We start from the raw sequence: 17,538 nt of genomic DNA, 5'->3' as shown, positions 1-17,538 counted from the left end.
GCTCTCCCAACCTCCGGCTATCAGAGTTGCCGGCATTGAATCACTTAGAAAACGCTATTATGGAGAAGATCCATTTAAGCAAGGATTTCAAAGAGTTTATCGAATTATTGAACAAAAATAACGTTCGGTACATTGTTGTTGGCGCCTACGCTGTTGGCCTACATGGTTATGTAAGGTTTACGGGCGTCCTTGATATCCGGGTAGAGCCTTCTCATGAAAATGCCGCTAATCTGATGAGTTGTATTACAGCATTTGGTTTTGGGTTGCTCAGCGATTTGTCGGCAGAAAGATTTTATGAGGGAAAATACTGTTGTACAGTTTGGCTATCCTCCGCTTCGAATTGATGTTATGACCTCGGTCAGCGGAGTACCGTTTAGCGAGTGTTTTGAAAAGCGGGAGATTACTACAATAGATGGTACCTTAGTGTCCTACCTTGATCTCGCCAATCTGAAAAAAAACAAAGCATCAACAAACCGTAAGAAAGATCAAGACGACCTTGAAAATCTACCGATATGAACGGTGTTATTCGTTTTTTACTTAGCGGCCTGGCTGTATTGCTTACGGCCTACCTCCTGCCGGGTGTTCATGTTGAACATTATGGCTATGCTTTATTGGTGGCGCTGGTACTCTCTGTTGTTAATGCGCTGATTAAGCCTGTGCTGGTTGTGCTCACCATTCCCATCACATTTGTAACGTTTGGATTATTTCTGTTGGTCATCAATGCATTGATGATTCTTCTGGTGGATTGGCTGATCGATAACTTTTACGTAGATGGATTCTGGTGGGCGCTGGCCTTCAGTTTAATCTTGTCGCTGTTCAACAGTTTGTTCAATGATCTTATTAAAGACCGCGCGCGATAAAATGTATTGAGCATTAATTGGTCTTTTTTCCGATGGCTAATTTTCCACCCAGGTAACCCATCGGAAAATAGGCACCGCCCAAATCCAGGATGGTAAACCATAGTGGCGATGGAAGCATAAGCACATTGGTAATGCCGCCCACTAAAAACACACAGCCTATTACTATCGCAAAGGTTATGCGATACGTGATCGCGATTTTAGCAGCAACAAATGCACCCACAAGCGTACCCAGTGCATGAGCCAGAAATGGAAATATAAAATGCCTGGGCTCAAACAGATGGAGCGATTCCTTCAACCCCTCCATGGTGGTAACATCTGCTCCGTCAGGTGGTGGAATGATGGATCCGCTGATCGTGATAATTCCCATATTTACAAGACTGCCTGTTACAATTCCTGCAACAACAGCAATTATGTTTCTGAGGATTGGATTCATACTGACTTTGATTTTGTCCTTTAAGAATTTACTTCACCGGAAAATGAACCTCTGTGATCAGGTTATGGTCGGAAACTTCGCCTGGTAAATTCACATAGGTTTCAAACGGATCAACTCCCTTTTTATACCTATACTCCTTTGCACGTTGCATGGAATAGTGTGTGGTATACGCGTTGCCCAAGAATTTATAGGCGCCCGTGTGCTCAATCGTATATACTTTAAGGGAAGGAATGTTTCCGGCATTAAAACCAACAGGCAAGCTGGTGGGTATTTTCTGTAATGGTAGTGCTGCCGTATATCTTACTTTATTGTTTACGATATCCCATTGATGATAAATGGTGAGCGGACTACCAGCTAATGGAATGGAGTGACTTTCAGACCAGGAAAAAAGTTTTGCAAAATCTTTTTCCATCTGTTTGTCCAGTGTTTCCATTGTGCAAGATGTTATTACGCCAACATAGTTACAGCCTGTATATTCATGAATGCCCTTGAAGTTAAGCGAAGAATGGACTTTTCCGTTTTCTACATAATCCTTCAGCATCATCAATCCTCTGGAATAATCCATACCGATGTAAGCCATCATCATCTTTTTCATCCAGAACATGAAAAAGGGAAGTTTGCTGTCCATGTGCCAGGTTACTTCTGTAGCCACCTCATTGCTGTTGAGTTCAAACCAAACCGGTGAACTGGACTTCCAAGGCTTTAAAAAAGTAACAAGAAGATCCAATCGTTTAGGTGACGTTTCTGAAACCACCTTCATCTCCCCACTTCCGGTGCGGTTGCCTTCCCAACTGTAAAACTTTCCATCGGGTTGTATTTTCACCTTGGCTTCTGGTTCTGTGATCAGCCAAGGTGACCAGGCCGGCCAATGGTTAAAATCGCTGAGGATCTTAAAAATTTTTTCGGCTGAAGCCTGAATGGTAATGGATTTGGAAACGTGTATGGCGGGCATTGTGGTGGGGTTAAGGGAACCGAAGGTAAGAAATGTTGATTCGCCAAATCAGGAATTGACCTGCAAAAATTAGGAGTACCCGGGGCGGGAGTTGAACCCGCACAGCTATTACTAGCCACAGGATTTTAAGTCCTGCGTGTCTACCAATTCCACCACCCGGGCAGACATTTCGTTGTTCGTTACTGGTTATTCGTTGCTCGGCCTTTAACTAAAAAAGTGTGGGATCCGCCACACTTTTTAGGTTCCGAATAACCATTAACCGACAACGATTAACGATTTTGAGCGGGAAACGAGACTCGAACTCGCGACCCCGACCTTGGCAAGGTCGTGCTCTACCAACTGAGCTACTCCCGCTTGTTTTCTCTTTTTCTAAGAGAGCCTTTCTATCAAATTGGGGCTCATTTAACTGAGCTAATGCAGACGAAGGCTCCGCCTTGTCTGCATCCAGACTTGCTTTGCAACGTCTGGACTCCCGCTTGTTCCCAAAAGGGACTGCAAATTTAATAGCTGGATTTAAAATTCCAACACGCCTGAAATCTTAGCCGGTTTTTCGCAAATCACCTTCCATTTCAAGCTTTAATTGCCGTGCATGTTCCTTGTCTTTGGAGTATTTGATGTGCTTCGGAACACCTTTTAAATCCCAAATCAGGCCAGTCCACGATAGGGCTTTTAAAATATACCACGTAATATCAATCTCCCACCAAAAAAAGCCCTGCCGCGAGGCTGTTTCATAATAGTGGTGGTTGTTATGCCAACCTTCGCCCAACGTAAGCAAGGCCAGCCACACGCTGTTGCGTGATTCGTCATTGGTTTTGTAGCGCTGCCGGCCAAACTTGTGCATGATGGAATTTATGGAAAAGGTTCCGTGATAGAGAATGACCGTACTGAGAAAGAACCCGATCAGTAAGGTTGAAAAACCGAACGCGGTAAACATAAGGGTAATGCTGCCTCCGTTCACGATTCCACCAAGTGCAGTTACAACCACAGCCAGAAATACCGGGGGAACCAGGTAATGCTTGTTCAACCATACCAGTTCCGGATACTTGGCGTAATCACCGATAACTTTATAGTCGGTTTCCTTAAAGTCCGGCCCTACAATCCAACCGATGTGTGAATACCAAAATCCATAAATTTTCATGGAATGCGGGTCGGCAGGTGTATCGCTATGGCGATGGTGATGACGGTGATGCGCAGCCCACCACAACGCTCCCTTTTGTGCCGATGTCTGCGCCATAAAAGCAATAACAAACTGAAACCACCGCGAAGTTTTGTAGGATTTATGAGCAAAATACCGGTGGTACCCTCCGGTAATCCAGAACATGCGGAACACGTAAAGAAAAACACATACCATCCAATCAAAAAATGTAGTGCCCGTCCAGATTGCAGCTATTGGAATAAGGTGAACAAGCGCAAAAGCAATCTCTTGTTTAAGAATGGGCTTTCTGCGAACCTCAGGTGTTATTGTTGTTGCTGACATGCGATCTTTATAAAACAAGCTTTACGCGAAAGCGTCAAGCTCAATTTCATCGTTCAAAGGTACGGTTTTCTCCTCATAATAGGTCTTGTCTTCCTTGGTGGCGCTAACGGTTGTATGGTAAAATGATCCTAAAATCGACAATTAATTGCTGTATCTTTGGCACTTTATGAATGCAACACAAACCATAGCACTCTATCAGCCCATGCTCTATGCTATCGCATACAACCTTGTGCGTTGCAAGCAGGATGCAGAAGATATTGTGCAGGAAACTTTTTTGAAATGGTTGAATGCCGAGCAGGAGAAAATCCAAAACCTGAAGGCCTACCTTATAAAAGCAGTAACAAATAACTGCTTAAATCACCTGAATGCACTGAAACGTAAAAAGGAAGAATATCTTGATTCCATTCATTTGCCTGAGTTTATCGTCAAAATCAAGGAATCAAATTTTGCCCACATCGACCTGGACACTTACCTGACAGGGGCTATGAAAGTATTGCACACCCGGCTTGAACCCCTTGAGCGTGCCGTATTTTTACTGAAGGAGGTTTTTGATGTGGATTATGACACATTACACAAAACATTGGATAAGAAAAAGGACCACCTTCGGCAATTGTTAAGCCGGGCAAAAAAGAAATTAGAAGAGGAGAAAGCTAAAATCCATTTCGATCTTCCCTCCACTTCTTCATTATTGGAAAGTTTTAAAAAAGCCTGCCAGGGCGATACGGACGAGCTTATTGAATCATTAAAACGCGACATCTGGTTTCAACCTGAAAATCCAGAGAACACCGGTCATGCTTCGTAAGGCCCGCCATGACAATCATTTTTTAGGGAAAAAATAAACTTTCCTTTCAAATCCTGTCACAAAACCGAAACGGGTTTGTCTTACAGTAAATCGACATAATCCCCCGGGGTTATTTCCGATGGTATTGTTTTACGTAAAACCTAACCTGTTCATGACTATCATTCTTTCCTTTTTTGTAGCGCATTGGTATTTATCGCTGTTTTTTCAAACCTTCTTTCTTCATCGTTATGCTGCCCATAAGGCGTTTACGATGAACAAATTCACCGAAAAAGTATTTTTTGTCCTCACCTGGATATTTCAAGGCTCCAACTATTTAAGTGCCTACGGGTATGGTGTAATGCACCGCATGCACCACGCCTTTGCCGATACGGAAAACGATCCACACTCACCCAAGTATGACGAAACCATTTGGAACATGATGTGGAAAACCAAAACCATTTATTCGGCCATTGCAAACAGGAAAATGGTGGTTGACAAGCGCTTTACTGATGGCGTTCCGCAGTGGGAAGCATTTGATAAATTTGCGCGCTCATGGCCGTCACGCATCTTGTGGGGTGCACTTTACACCCTGGTTTATTGGCAATTTGCCACCGAATGGTGGTTGTGGTTATTGTTGCCTTTACAGTTCCTGATGAGCCCCATACATGGTGCCATTATCAACTGGTTTGCGCACAAATATGGTTACCGCAATTTTGAAGTTGGCGACACCTCCAAAAATTTTCTCCCGGTTGATTTTTTAATGATGGGCGAAAGCTACCATAACAACCACCACAAACACGGATCACGCGCAAACTTTGGCGGTATTCGCTGGCACGAGATTGACCCCACCTACCTGGTGATTAAACTGCTTGATAAAATGGGGGTTATCAAAATAAATAAGACAAAGGAAATTAACCTGATTAACGTTCAAAAGGCAGCTTAAAGGCTCTTTTTAATAATCCTACCACGGTGCTTTCGTGTATGAAGTAGGACTACAGGTTAATTATCACTACCTTTACGGCTTAATAAATTTTTAACACCGGTTAAAGGGCCAAAACCCGTTAACCAAAACAATTAACAAACACAATGAAAGAAGGAACAGTAAAGTTCTTTAACGAAACCAAAGGATTCGGTTTTGTAAAAGAAACAGCAACCAATCAGGAGTATTTCGTACACGTATCCGGTCTGGTAGACCAGATCCGTGAAAACGATGAGATCACTTTTGAGGTTCAGCAAGGAAGAAAAGGATTGAATGCCGTAAATGTACGGTTGGTCAATAATTAATTTTCCACATTCGCACATGCAAAGCCAGGCCCCAGCGTCTGGCTTTGTTTTTTTATTTTTGTACCCTTTCACTCCATGACTTTCCAGGATTTTAATTTCGATCAGAAGCTCAACGAAGGGCTTGATTCCATGGGCTACGAGAAGCCCACCCCCATACAACAACAGGCCATTCCGGTTATCCTTCAAAACAACGATGTGATTGCTTGCGCACAAACCGGTACCGGTAAAACAGCCGCATACATTTTGCCGGTAATCAACAAAATGATACATACCGACCACCGGCATCTCAATACTTTGATTATTGCCCCTACCCGCGAGCTTGCCCAACAAATCGATCAACAAATAGAAGGCTTTGCGTATTTTACCGGCATTAGTTCCATACCTATTTATGGTGGTGGCGATGGCGCCACCTGGGACCAACAAAAACGTGCCCTTGAGCAAGGGGCCGATATTGTTGTCGCTACTCCCGGTAGGTTAATCGCTTTACTGGCCGCGGGAACAACCGTGTTCGATCACCTCAAGCATTTGATTTTGGATGAAGCCGACCGTATGCTTGACATGGGCTTTTACGATGACATCATTAAGATTGTAAACTATCTTCCCAAAGAAAGGCAGACCCTATTGTTTTCGGCAACCATGCCACCAAAAATCCGTGCCTTGGCAGGTAAAATTTTGCGCGATCCGCATGAAATAAATATTGCTATTGCCAAACCTGCGGCAGGCATCGACCAGCAAGCTTATGTTGTTTACGATAGTCAAAAAGAAAAATTGCTGGAGCATATTCTTAAAACGTATACCTGGAACAGCATCATTCTTTTTGCTTCACGGAAGGAAACCGTGAAGAAATTGGATTCGGCTTTTCGAAAGGCTGGTGTTGCTGCAAAGGCCTTCCATTCCGACCTGGAGCAAGTCGAGCGCGAAGAAATACTTCGGGCATTTAAGAACAAACAAATAAACTTCCTGATTGGCACGGATGTACTCTCGCGCGGAATTGATGTAGAAGGCATCAGTATGGTAATCAACTGGGATGTTCCGCCCGACCCGGAAGATTACGTGCACCGCATCGGCCGCACGGCACGTGCTGAAACCACCGGCACAGCCGTCACCTTTGTAAATGAAATTGATCAACGCAGGTTTAAGAGCATTGAAAACCTGATTGGCTACCCCATACCCAAAATGACGTTGCCTGAAGAATTAGGTGAAGGTCCTGCATACACTCCACAGGCAAAGCGAAAAGAAAAATTCAGAAATAACGGACGAGGTTCCCGCAGAAAACGCTTCCGGCCCCATACTAATAGATAATTCTTTGGCCGTCTTTGGTTATCCGCTCCACCCGCACTGCATTGGCCGGTGAGCACTCCAGGATCCACAAATCACCATCGGGTGCGCTTAACACCCCGGTAGGCGACCATGTCATCCCTGTTTCGGCAACCGTAAACACGTTTCCCCCCGGTGTTATTTTTTTCACTTTGCGTGCACCATACACGGCCACATACACATTCGCATTTTTGTCAGTAGTCAATCCCATCAACTGGTGCGGATCGTTTACAAAAAATTGAGTAAAGCTTCGTTCCTGCAATTGTGTGGCTAATGTCTCCACGTGTCCATGCTGGTCAATTTTCTTCAAATCATACGAATCGACCAGGTAAACTGAGCCGGTAGGGGTTGAGGTCATCCATTGAATGTCCTTTAGGCATTGATCGCCCTGTGTACTAATTCTTCCATCAATGTCTTTCCTTGCCAACTTCTGACAAGACCCATCACGATGCGCCCAGTACATGTTACCCTGATGGTCACGCACAAAACTGTAGTTAGTCAAAAATCCTTCCGTGTCAGAAATGATCTTTTCAAATCTCCCGTCCGCAGAATATTTCCATACATAGTGCCCCCATGTATCGAGCCGCTCGCCATTGTACCACAAATGCTCGCCATACAGGTTATCGGCTTCATCCAGGTACAGTTCGTGTGTATGCACGTTTCGAACTGCTACCGATTTTTTTCCATGCACATCAATCCTCCACACCTGTTTCAGGTCGGTATAAAACACATTTCCCTTGCTGTCCATTACAATGCCCACCCCCGGATGTGCCCATGCAGAGCCCGAAATCAACAATAGAGAAATCAGAAAATTTAATTTCATTTTAACTGCTTTTTGCCTTTATCAAAATGCGTAGCTGCACCTCATCGTGAACCAGTTCGTCCTTAATTCCTTTGTACGAAACACCAAATAGCTGCCGGTCGAAGCGAAGGTCTGCCTCACCAATAAACTGCTTGTCCGATTGAATGGTGGGCGTGACTGCTGCTGTAACCAGTCGTGTTGTCTGTTTGATAGTGAGCTTTCCGGATACCAGATACCGGGCCGGGCTAAAGGGATGCGGCCTGACTTCTGTTATTTCAAAACGTGCAACAGGAAACTTCGCAACATTAAAAAAATCGGCTTCCTTCAGGTGGTCCTCCAGTTTCCGTTTAGGTATGGGATCAGATGCGGGAATGTCCGTACAGACAATGGTATTCATATCAACCACTACATAACCTCCGGCCAGGCGGTTTTCCTTCATCACCACATTGCCCTCTTTAATGTTAACCACACCCTGATGATAACCGGTTAGCTTGGTGCCCGTCCAGATAATTTTTGACTCTTTCGTTGAAATCGGCAGTGTTTGCGCCAGGGCGTTCGTCAAAACTGTTGCCAGAAAGGTTGCAAGCCATGCGCTACTGCTGTGTGTTGAGTTCATATGCTTTACGGATTAATCTTCTAAAAACTTAAAACAATATCGCGTGTACCGATCCATACACCATCCGGGCCTTTATCCAGTTTCATGATTCCGGGGCCCCCGCGTTCAGGTTGTCGTGTACGGTGGTGGCCGGTGAGCAGCGGATCATCATCAAACAAATAATCATCAACCCAGTAATATCCCTTACCCGGTTCATAAATAATCGGGTGGATGTGCTGCGGATCGTTCCGGTCCGGATAAGGGCCAGGGCGTATCGTTTCAAATTTATACCGCCCCTGTTCATCGGTTTTCATCCAGCCGCGTAAATGCCCGTGTGCTTTGGCCACGGTTTGATTGGGTGCGGGCGAATAAAGCCCCCGGTTATCGGTTTGATAGATATATAGAATTACGCCCGGTGCCGGAGTTTTTCCATCTTTTTTATAAATCGTTCCACTGATAATAAGCGGTTCGCCAGGCTCATCCGGTCTTGAAATAGTCGTACGCCATGACAACCGTTTCGGCATCCCTTCAAACAGCAACTCACAATCTTCGCACGGACCACCCAGCGCTTCTTCGCGTTGAGTTTTTGTTTGCGTACAGGCAGTTAAAAAGCTTAAACAAATGGCAGTAACCAGTACAGGTTTTTGAATCATACCCGGTAGTTTTTTAACCGAATTAACGAAGCTGATGGTAGCCCGGGCAACCGGTTATGACGATCGGTAGGGTTTTCTTGACGAAATGCAAAAACCGGCTTAGGTCAGACACATTGAAAGATGTAATTTTCAACTATGGAGCGATTCTTCCGGTACAAAATTGACCACCTTATTTTCTGGTCGCTTACGATTTTCTTTCACGGATACACCCGGCTGAATGTGCTGCATGAAGCAGGCCCGGTTCACTTCATGCTGGAGCTACTCATCCGCAACGGGTTACTGGCAATGGCTATTTATTTTACTCTGATCGTTATCGTGCCGCGGTTTACCAGGAAGAAAAATTTGATGGTTAACCTGGGGTTGATGGTGCTGACCCTGGCAGGCTATGTGGCTGGAAAAAATGCCCATGACGTTTACCTGTATGGCGTGGTGTTGAACAACCCCGGGCAATTGCAATTTTTTTATAATACGTTATACAATCTTTCTATAGTGATTTTCTACCTCACATTTGCCGTAACGCTATACCTGAGCAAACAATGGTACCTGCAGCAAACGCTGTTGCGGAAAATTGAACTGGAAAAGTTGAATACCGAACTGGAGTACCTCAAGGCCCAAATCAACCCGCATTTCCTTTTCAACTCGATCAACACCATTTATTTTCTGATCGACAAACAAAACAAAGAAGCCCGCGAAACGCTTGCGGCCTTCTCCGATATGCTGCGCTACCAGTTGTACGAATGCAACGGGGCCGATATCCCGATCGAAAAAGAAATCAGCTACCTGAAAAATTACATCGACTTGCAACGGCTACGCAAAGGTGATAACCATCAAATCGCCTTCCGCTACTCACCTGACGTGAAAAATTTTACTATTGCCCCTTTGCTACTGATTCCGTTTGTTGAAAATGCCTTCAAGCACGTGTCGCACTTTACCGACAAGCCGAATACAATTGATATTGACTTGGATAAAAAAGACAATTCCTTTTACCTGAACATTACCAACACAATCGATGACAAAAAGGCACCAACCGAAGATAGTGGAATCGGGCTACGAAACGTTAAGCGAAGACTTGAATTGCTGTACCCGGGTCGGTATACCCTGCTGATCAATAAAACACCCGAACAATTTGAGGTTAAGCTTGAATTAAACCTGCAGGAAACAATAACCCCGGCCGCATGAGCAGCACTGTAAAACTGAATTGCCTGATTGTTGACGATGAGCCGCTGGCCCGCAAAGGGCTGGAAGAGTATGTAAAAGACATTGATTTTCTTCAGTGGGCCGGCTCTTGCGAAGATGCATTGAAGGCCGGTACCTTCCTGCGGGAAGGAAATATTGATTTAATTCTGCTCGACATTCACATGCCGAAACTTTCGGGCATTGAATTTCTGAAAACCCTGCAACACCCACCGCTGGTAATTTTCACCACGGCCTACCCGGATTACGCGCTTGAAAGTTATGCGCTTGATGTAATGGACTACCTTGTTAAGCCCATTTCCTTCGACCGGTTTCTGAAAGCTGTTCAAAAAGCCTACGACTACCATTTACTGGTTCAGAAACCTTCCGCTGCACCGGATTACTTTTTTATTAAGGTTGATCATAAATACGAAAAAATAAACTACACTGACGTGCTGTATGCCGAGGCCATGCAAAACTACTGCATCATTTATACAGCCAGTAAGAAACTGATTACCTACATTACACTATCCGGCCTGGAGGAGCAGTTACCGAAAGACCGGTTTCTCAAAGTCCATAAATCGTTTATTGTTTCGTTGGAAAAAATCAATGCCGTTGATGGCAGCGAAATCCTGGTGGGTACCGCCCGCATTCCCATCAGCCGGACATTGAAAGATGAGGTGCTGAAGAAAATCATGGGGAACAAACTTTTTAGGAGAAACTAGGATCAGAGCTATCCTTCTGTTAACAATGCAATTGGGTGGTAGGCTAAAACTTTCTTCCCTATTTTTTCAAAACAGAAAGTATCTCGTTCAACTTCAGCAACGCTTCCACCGGGCTGATGGTGTTGATGTCAATTGTTTCCAGCATTTCCTGCACCTGTTTGTATTTCGGATCCATCTCAAACAAACTCATCTGGTGCGTGGCTTTCGGCAACTCCTGAAGTTTTTTCTGAGGTTCGTTTTTACCTGCCCGTCCGTCAGGCGGGTGTTTCTCTTTTTCGAGAAAGTGCAGCACCTCGTTGGCACGTATCACCACCTTGTTGGGGATACCGGCCAGTTGCGCAACATGAATACCGAAACTGTGCTCACTGCCTCCTTCCTTGAGCTTGCGCATGAAGATAATTTTGTCGCCAACCTCCTTTACACTCACGTTAAAATTTTTCACCCGTACAAAATCTTCAGCGAGTTGATTGAGTTCGTGATAGTGTGTGGCAAACAAAGTCTTTGGTCTATAATCCTTATGCTGATGCAGGTATTCCACAATGGCCCAGGCGATGGACACGCCATCGTAGGTGGAAGTTCCCCGTCCGATTTCATCCATTAAAATCAAACTGCGGTTGCTCAGGTTGTTGAGTATGCTGGCGGTTTCAATCATCTCCACCATAAAGGTGGATTCACCCTTTGATAAATTATCCGAAGCCCCTACACGCGTAAAAATCTTATCCACCAAGCCAATGCTGGCGCTTTCGGCTGGCACAAAACTGCCTATTTGTGCCATGAGCACAATCAAGGCTGTTTGCCGTAGAAGCGCTGATTTACCCGCCATATTCGGACCGGTGATGATGAGAATTTGCTGGGTTTCGTTATCGAGATACACATCGTTGGGCACATAGCTTTCACCAATGGGCAACTGTCTTTCAATTACCGGATGGCGACCCGCTTTTATATCAAGGGTTGTGGATTCATTGATTTCCGGACGTGAGTAATTGTTCAATCGTGCCACATGGGTAAATGAAAGCAGGCAATCAACTACGGCCAGTGTTCGTGCATTTTGTTGGATTTGTGTCACAAAATCCCCTGCCTGTTGGACCAGTTCCTGAAATAGCTTTTGCTCAATGGCCACAAGTTTGTCTTCGGCATGTAAAATCTTTTCTTCATAAACTTTCAGCTCTTCGGTAATGTAGCGCTCGGCATTCACCAACGTTTGCTTACGTAACCAGTCGGCAGGAACTTTATCTTTGTTTGCATTGCTTACTTCAAGGTAATACCCGAAAACCTTGTTGTAGGAAATCTTCAGCGAGTTGATTCCGGTACGTTCAATCTCGCGCTTTTGAATTTGCAACAAGTAATCCTTCCCGGAAAAGGCGATATTGCGCAACTCGTCCAATTCGGCATGAATCCCATCTTTAATAATGTTCCCCTGGTGTGTAAGCAGGGGTGCATCCTCGCGCAGTTCTTTTTCAATCTTCTCCACTAAAAATTCACACAGGTTCAGTTGATCGCTAAGTTTCTTTAATTCGGGAGAGGGCTGTTGCAACAGCAAATTTTTAATGGGGCCAGTGCGTTGAAGAGATTTTTTTAATTGCAGCAATTCCCGCGGATTAATCCGGCCAACAGCAACTTTTGAAATCAAGCGTTCCAGATCAGCGATGTGCCGAAGTTCTTCATTGATTTTGTCAGCCAGCTGTTGTTGCTTGAAGAAAAAGTCAACGACCCGCAATCGTTCCTCAATCAACGATTTATCCTTCAGCGGAAGCACCATCCATTTTCGTAGTTGACGTGAGCCCATGGGGGTAACCGTCTGATCAAGAATTTGAATCAGCGGAACGCCACCTTCGAAAGGCGATGAAATAAGTTCCAGGTTTCGAATCGTAAATTTATCGAGCCACACGTACTTGTCTTCATCAATGCGCGAAACGGAAGCAATATGTTGTGTGTCCTTGTGTTCGGTAGCCTCAAGATAATAGAGTATAGCGCCTGCTGCGATAATGGCTTCATTCAAACCATCAATACCAAAGCCTTTCAGTGTGGCGGTTTTAAACTGGTTCAATAATTTTTCTTGTGCAAAATCAAATGCGTAAACCCAATCATCAAGTGCAAAGGTGGCATGATCATCAGCATACTTTTTCTCACATGCCTCGCGTTGGCTCTTAGAGAAAATAATTTCGGCTGGCGCAAAACTTTGAATGAGTTTATTGATGTACGTTTCATTTCCACTGGCCACATAAAATTCACCGGTACTGATGTCGAGAAAGGAAACGCCAAATGTTTGCTTTCCGGCAAATACAGAAGCCAAAAAGTTATTCTGTCTTTTTTCAAGCACGTTATCGTTAAACGAAACTCCGGGTGTTACCAATTCGGTAACCCCGCGCTTTACAATACCCTTTACAAAGCGAGGATCTTCCAGTTGATCGCAAATGGCTACCCGGTTTCCGGCTCTCACCAATTTCGGAAGGTAAGTGTCCAGTGCATGATGCGGGAACCCCGCCAGTTCAATTTCAGAGGCAGAGCCATTTCCGCGCTTGGTCAGGGTTATATCCAGCACGTTGGCAGCCCGGATGGCATCCTCACCAAAGGTTTCATAAAAATCGCCCACCCTAAAAAGCAACAAAGCCCCCGGATATTTCGCCTTGATGGCGTTATACTGTTTCATGAGGGGGGTTTCTACGGATTGCTTTAAAGCCATGTTGGCAAATATAAGAATAGCCTTTGATGGCAAAGTATTAAACCAGGGCTGTAATAGTTGTGCCTGATACGTTACTCATGGTTGGTATCATATTTATTTTGATTTGGGTTAGGCATTTTGTTTTCCCGGTTGTTGTAGTACAAACTTTTGGGAATGACCACAACCGAAAAGGAGTTTACAGCCTTTATGCACGAAAACCGGGGAATCATCTTTAAGGTGATTCGCTTGTATGTGAACCACCCGGAAGATGAGCAGGATTTATTTCAGGAGATACACCTGCAAGCCTGGCGATCGTATGCCCGGTTTAACGGGTTATCAAAATTTTCAACGTGGCTTTACCGGGTTAGCCTGAATACTGTTTTGACTTTTAAACGGAGGCAGGTTTTGGTAAAACCCAGTGAGCACCTTGAAAAATTCGGGGGAACGCACGACCCGCATGGCAGAACAGAGGATAGTGAAGCGCTCTACCTCGCCATACGTGAACTGTCGGAAATTGATAGAATGATTATCACCCTGCACCTGGATGGATACGAAAATGAAGAGGTTGCTGAAATCTCCGGGTTAACAAAAAATAATGTGGCCGTAAAACTGCACCGCATAAAAGAAACCCTTACAAAAAAATTAAAGTTGAATTAAGTATGGACTTGCGTGAGGCGTGGAAAAAACTGGGAGAAGAGCATTTGGAGAAACCTGCCACATGGAAGGCCATTGAGCATCCGGAAAAAGGCCGCTCCAAGCACCCGGTAATCAAATTGAAGAAAAGTCTGGAAACAACCCTGGTCTTTGCCGTTGTCTTCCTGCTCGTGTTCGTGGTGCTGATATTCCTGTTTGATCCATGGCTGGTAAAACTGTTTATCGGCATTGTTATAGGCGCTTATGTATTTTTTACGTGGTACAACTATATCACCTATCTTAACCTCAAGCTGCAGTGGCAAAAAGCCTTTGAGGGTTCTTTAAAAGCTGCCTTGCAAAACATCCATTCCGTTGTTTATAAATCAATCCGCTTTCAGGAGAAAGCCAGCCTTTTCATTTATCCGTTCAGTGCCATTGCCGGTTATATGATGGGGCTTTCCCTACACCAGAATTTCGAAGATGATATCCGCGATACACGGATCATCGTAATCATGTTTATCGCTGCCGCAGTGCTCACACCGCTCTGCTACTACCTGGCCAAATGGATGTACAAGATTTCATACGACAAATACCTGAACCAGCTTCAATCCTTAATCCATGAAATAGACAAGCCGGAGTAAACCCAATTGCATACTTTTGGGGAATGAAGAAGTTGAAACTCGAAGAACTTGGCCGCATTTCGGTAGATCAGTTTAAAGAAGCGGATAAAATTCCTGTGTGTATTGTGCTGGACAATGTGCGCAGCCTGCACAACGTGGGCTCAGCTTTTCGCACAGCCGATGCGTTTCGGGTTAAGAAAATTTACCTGACAGGAATTACGGGCACCCCTCCGCACCGCGAGATTCACAAAACAGCTTTAGGTGCCACAGAATCGGTTGACTGGGAATATTTTGAAAAGCCTGAGGAAGCCGTCAGTAAACTTAAATCGCTTGGGTATACCATCGTTGTAATTGAACAAACCACTACCAGCCAGCCCCTGCACCAATTCAATGTTGCCCCTGGTGAAAAACTTTGCCTGGTTTTTGGAAATGAAGTGAATGGCGTGAGCGAACCGGTAATTGAACTGGCTAATACTGCCATTGAAATACCCCAATCAGGCACCAAGCACTCCTTGAATGTTTCGGTTTGCCTGGGTATTGTTGTATGGGATGTTTTCCAAAAACTCAGGTTAGTATGAACCATGGCTCCTTAAGTGAAATTAAAAACGGACTGCAAACACTGGATGAGGCTACCTTACAAAACCTTTGTCTTCGTTTGGCCAAATACAAAAAAGAAAACAAAGAATTATTAGGCTATCTTTTATTTGACGCCAGCGATGAGCCTGGATACATCCGGAGTATAAAAGGCGAAATAGATTCCCTGTTCGATGAGCTGTCTGACCGGAACTTATACATTGTTAAAAAGATGGTTCGAAAAATTCTGCGTGTTACCAATAAGTACATCCGGTATTCTGGCTTACCGCAAACCGAACTGGAACTCCGCATTTATTTTTGTGAGAAAATCAGGACTGAGCATATTCCCCTCACACCCGGAACTGTATTGTTTAATCTGTATCATCAGCAACTAAAAAAAATCAACAGTGTACTGGATAAACTACCCGAAGATTTTCGTGCAGACTATTCCGTTACTCTTCATGCAATCCGGATATAAACAATGATGAAAGAAGAACAACCCAACAATCCGCTGCACGGCAAAACACTTGAGTTTATCCTTACTTTCTTAGTAGATCACTATGGATGGGAGGAATTAGGGGAGCGTATACCTGTCAACTGTTTTCTAAACAACCCCAGCATTAAATCCAGTCTCTCCTTTTTTAGAAAAACACCTTGGGCAAGAAAGAAAGTTGAAGAACTTTACCTCGATACATTGTGGGAAAATCAATAAAGCATACGTTCACCAAAATTTTTTAACACCTTTGCGGTATGTCCGATCGCTACAACCAACGCGGGGTTTCCGCCAGTAAGGAAGATGTACACCAGGCCATCAGCAAACTGGATAAGGGTTTGTATCCGAAAGCCTTCTGCAAAATTGTAGAAGATCACCTCGGTGGCGATCCGCAGTACTGCACCGTGATGCATGCCGATGGGGCCGGCACGAAATCATCCCTAGCATATATTTATTGGAAAGAAACCGGTGATCTGTCTGTATGGAAAGGCATTGCGCAAGATGCCATCATCATGAACGTGGATGACTTGCTGTGCGTAGGTGCCACTGATAACATTTTACTATCCTCCACCATTGGCCGTAATAAAAACCTTATTCCTGGTGAAGTGATCTCAACTGTCATCAACGGCACAGAAGAGGTGCTTGAGATGTTACGTAGTTATGGCTTAACCATCCGCAGCACCGGAGGCGAAACAGCCGATGTAGGTGATTTGGTGCGCACCATCATTGTCGACAGCACGGTGACCGCCCGCATGAAACGCAGCGATGTGATTGATAACAGCCGCATTAAGGCTGGCGATGTAATTGTGGGGTTGGCTTCGTTTGGTCAGGCCACTTATGAAAACGAATACAACAGCGGCATGGGTAGCAACGGACTTACCTCTGCCCGCCACGATGTGTTTGCGAAAGCATACGCCACGAAATATCCGGAGTCATACGATAAAGATGTGCCGACAGATTTGGTTTACACCGGGACGCATAACGTTACCGATGAATTACCTGGCACACCCTTGAATGTGGGTAAACTTGTGCTCTCTCCTACGCGTACCTATGCTCCTATAATGATTGAGGTGTTCAGTAAACTTCGTCAGCACATTCACGGACTGGTGCATTGCAGCGGAGGCGCCCAAACCAAAGTGTTGCACTTCATTGATAACCTTCATGTGATAAAGGATAACCTGTTTGATGTACCTCCATTGTTTAAACTTATTCACGAGGTGAGCGGCACCGATCTGAAAGAAATGTACAAAGTGTTCAACATGGGCCACCGCATGGAAGTGTACCTGGATGAAAAATTTGCGCAGCAAGTAGTTGATATTTCCAAAAGCTTTGGTGTTGAAGCGAAGGTAATTGGGCGGGTGGAGCATTCGGATACCAAAAAGGTAACGCTGAAAACAGCGCAAGGAACTTTTGAATATTAGCGTCCCAATTCCGCACAGCTCATCACGTTTGTGAACGGTCTCCAAAACCAAATTCTTTCAAAACAGCCTGAATAGCGTGGTGGT

General features: G+C 44.7%; 21 protein-coding genes and 2 tRNA genes. 14 read left to right on the top strand and 9 right to left on the bottom strand.

All coding sequences use genetic code 11. The features are described 5' to 3' along the window. The first annotated feature begins 59 nt into the window (after window positions 1-59). Together KIT51_01755 and KIT51_01750 are read left to right on the top strand one after the other, a co-directional pair. Window positions 60-344 carry a hypothetical protein gene (locus KIT51_01755; protein ID UYN87030.1) on the top strand — a complete coding sequence of 95 codons (285 nt, stop codon included), beginning with the start codon at window positions 60-62 and terminating at the stop codon, window positions 342-344. A gap of 168 nt (window positions 345-512) precedes the next feature. Then, window positions 513-860, top strand: a complete 348-nt coding sequence (locus KIT51_01750; GenBank protein ID UYN87029.1) for a phage holin family protein — start codon at window positions 513-515, stop codon at window positions 858-860. 13 nt (window positions 861-873) lie between these two features. Here the strand turns inward: KIT51_01750 and KIT51_01745 are convergent, their stop codons facing one another. From KIT51_01745 to KIT51_01725, 5 genes are all read right to left on the bottom strand, one after another. After that, window positions 874-1,293 (bottom strand): hypothetical protein, encoded by a 420-nt coding sequence (locus tag KIT51_01745; protein UYN87028.1) that lies wholly within the window; start codon window positions 1,291-1,293, stop codon window positions 874-876. Between the two features lie 28 nt (window positions 1,294-1,321). Then, window positions 1,322-2,245, bottom strand: coding sequence for an SRPBCC family protein (locus KIT51_01740; GenBank protein ID UYN87027.1), 924 nt, complete (start codon window positions 2,243-2,245; stop codon window positions 1,322-1,324). Window positions 2,246-2,321: 76 nt separating this feature from the next. Continuing rightward, window positions 2,322-2,407, bottom strand: a tRNA-Leu gene (locus KIT51_01735). Window positions 2,408-2,526: 119 nt separating this feature from the next. Then, window positions 2,527-2,599, bottom strand: a tRNA-Gly gene (locus KIT51_01730). Window positions 2,600-2,783: 184 nt separating this feature from the next. After that, the gene (locus KIT51_01725; GenBank protein UYN87026.1) at window positions 2,784-3,722 is read right to left on the bottom strand and encodes an acyl-CoA desaturase; all 939 of its coding nucleotides are present in this window, start codon (window positions 3,720-3,722) and stop codon (window positions 2,784-2,786) included. Window positions 3,723-3,888: 166 nt separating this feature from the next. On the opposite strand from KIT51_01725, the gene KIT51_01720 reads away from it, so the two are divergent. The 4 genes from KIT51_01720 to KIT51_01705 all read left to right on the top strand — a co-directional run bounded on the left by KIT51_01720 (window position 3,889) and on the right by KIT51_01705 (window position 7,089). After that, window positions 3,889-4,524, top strand: coding sequence for a sigma-70 family RNA polymerase sigma factor (locus KIT51_01720; GenBank protein UYN87025.1), 636 nt, complete (start codon window positions 3,889-3,891; stop codon window positions 4,522-4,524). Window positions 4,525-4,675: 151 nt separating this feature from the next. Beyond that, a complete protein-coding gene (locus tag KIT51_01715) occupies window positions 4,676-5,446 on the top strand; it encodes an acyl-CoA desaturase (protein ID UYN87024.1) in 771 nt (256 codons plus the stop codon). A 143-nt stretch (window positions 5,447-5,589) separates the two neighbouring features. Next, window positions 5,590-5,787 (top strand): cold shock domain-containing protein, encoded by a 198-nt coding sequence (locus tag KIT51_01710; GenBank protein ID UYN87023.1) that lies wholly within the window; start codon window positions 5,590-5,592, stop codon window positions 5,785-5,787. Window positions 5,788-5,862: 75 nt separating this feature from the next. Then, window positions 5,863-7,089 carry a DEAD/DEAH box helicase gene (locus KIT51_01705; GenBank protein ID UYN87022.1) on the top strand — a complete coding sequence of 409 codons (1,227 nt, stop codon included), beginning with the start codon at window positions 5,863-5,865 and terminating at the stop codon, window positions 7,087-7,089. Here the strand turns inward: KIT51_01705 and KIT51_01700 are convergent. The 3 genes from KIT51_01700 to KIT51_01690 are packed head-to-tail and all read right to left on the bottom strand — an operon-like array spanning window position 7,079 to window position 9,154. Next, window positions 7,079-7,927 (bottom strand): hypothetical protein, encoded by an 849-nt coding sequence (locus tag KIT51_01700; protein ID UYN87021.1) that lies wholly within the window; start codon window positions 7,925-7,927, stop codon window positions 7,079-7,081. The two genes, KIT51_01705 and KIT51_01700, sit on opposite strands and share 11 nt — an antisense overlap. 1 nt (window position 7,928) lies before the next feature. After that, a complete protein-coding gene (locus KIT51_01695) occupies window positions 7,929-8,522 on the bottom strand; it encodes a YceI family protein (protein ID UYN87020.1) in 594 nt (197 codons plus the stop codon). A 20-nt stretch (window positions 8,523-8,542) separates the two neighbouring features. Further along, complete coding sequence (locus KIT51_01690; GenBank protein ID UYN87019.1) at window positions 8,543-9,154, bottom strand: intradiol ring-cleavage dioxygenase; 612 nt, start codon at window positions 9,152-9,154, stop codon at window positions 8,543-8,545. Window positions 9,155-9,289: 135 nt separating this feature from the next. On the opposite strand from KIT51_01690, the gene KIT51_01685 reads away from it, so the two are divergent. Further along, window positions 9,290-10,333, top strand: coding sequence for a histidine kinase (locus KIT51_01685; GenBank protein ID UYN87018.1), 1,044 nt, complete (start codon window positions 9,290-9,292; stop codon window positions 10,331-10,333). Continuing rightward, window positions 10,330-11,052: a response regulator transcription factor gene (locus KIT51_01680; protein ID UYN87017.1), complete on the top strand. Its 723-nt coding sequence runs from the start codon at window positions 10,330-10,332 to the stop codon at window positions 11,050-11,052. The genes KIT51_01685 and KIT51_01680 overlap by 4 nt, the downstream gene beginning before the upstream one ends. 58 nt (window positions 11,053-11,110) lie before the next feature. Here KIT51_01680 and mutS read toward each other — a convergent pair whose 3' ends face one another. Next, complete coding sequence (gene mutS, locus KIT51_01675; GenBank protein ID UYN87016.1) at window positions 11,111-13,735, bottom strand: DNA mismatch repair protein MutS; 2,625 nt, start codon at window positions 13,733-13,735, stop codon at window positions 11,111-11,113. Between the two features lie 153 nt (window positions 13,736-13,888). On the opposite strand from mutS, the gene KIT51_01670 reads away from it, so the two are divergent. Genes KIT51_01670 through KIT51_01645 form a run of 6 tightly spaced genes read left to right on the top strand, consistent with a single transcriptional unit; the run spans window position 13,889 to window position 17,454 of the window. Beyond that, window positions 13,889-14,371 carry a sigma-70 family RNA polymerase sigma factor gene (locus KIT51_01670; protein UYN87015.1) on the top strand — a complete coding sequence of 161 codons (483 nt, stop codon included), beginning with the start codon at window positions 13,889-13,891 and terminating at the stop codon, window positions 14,369-14,371. A 2-nt stretch (window positions 14,372-14,373) separates the two neighbouring features. After that, window positions 14,374-14,988: a hypothetical protein gene (locus KIT51_01665; protein ID UYN87014.1), complete on the top strand. Its 615-nt coding sequence runs from the start codon at window positions 14,374-14,376 to the stop codon at window positions 14,986-14,988. A gap of 23 nt (window positions 14,989-15,011) precedes the next feature. Next, window positions 15,012-15,545, top strand: a complete 534-nt coding sequence (locus KIT51_01660) for an RNA methyltransferase (protein ID UYN87013.1) — start codon at window positions 15,012-15,014, stop codon at window positions 15,543-15,545. Continuing rightward, window positions 15,512-16,018, top strand: coding sequence for a hypothetical protein (locus KIT51_01655; protein ID UYN87012.1), 507 nt, complete (start codon window positions 15,512-15,514; stop codon window positions 16,016-16,018). The genes KIT51_01660 and KIT51_01655 overlap by 34 nt, the downstream gene beginning before the upstream one ends. Window positions 16,019-16,024: 6 nt before the next feature. After that, a complete protein-coding gene (locus KIT51_01650; protein UYN88465.1) occupies window positions 16,025-16,252 on the top strand; it encodes a DUF2132 domain-containing protein in 228 nt (75 codons plus the stop codon). 38 nt (window positions 16,253-16,290) lie between these two features. Further along, entirely contained in the window at window positions 16,291-17,454 is a 1,164-nt protein-coding gene (locus KIT51_01645; protein UYN87011.1) for a phosphoribosylformylglycinamidine cyclo-ligase, read from the top strand. Window positions 17,455-17,538: the final 84 nt, after the last annotated feature.

It is taken from the genome of Cyclobacteriaceae bacterium (assembly GCA_025808415.1).
In the GTDB taxonomy this organism is placed as follows: Bacteria; Bacteroidota; Bacteroidia; order Cytophagales; family Cyclobacteriaceae; genus UBA2336.
Note: the sequence above shows the minus strand (reverse complement) of the source record. Positions and strands in the feature narration are given on the sequence as shown.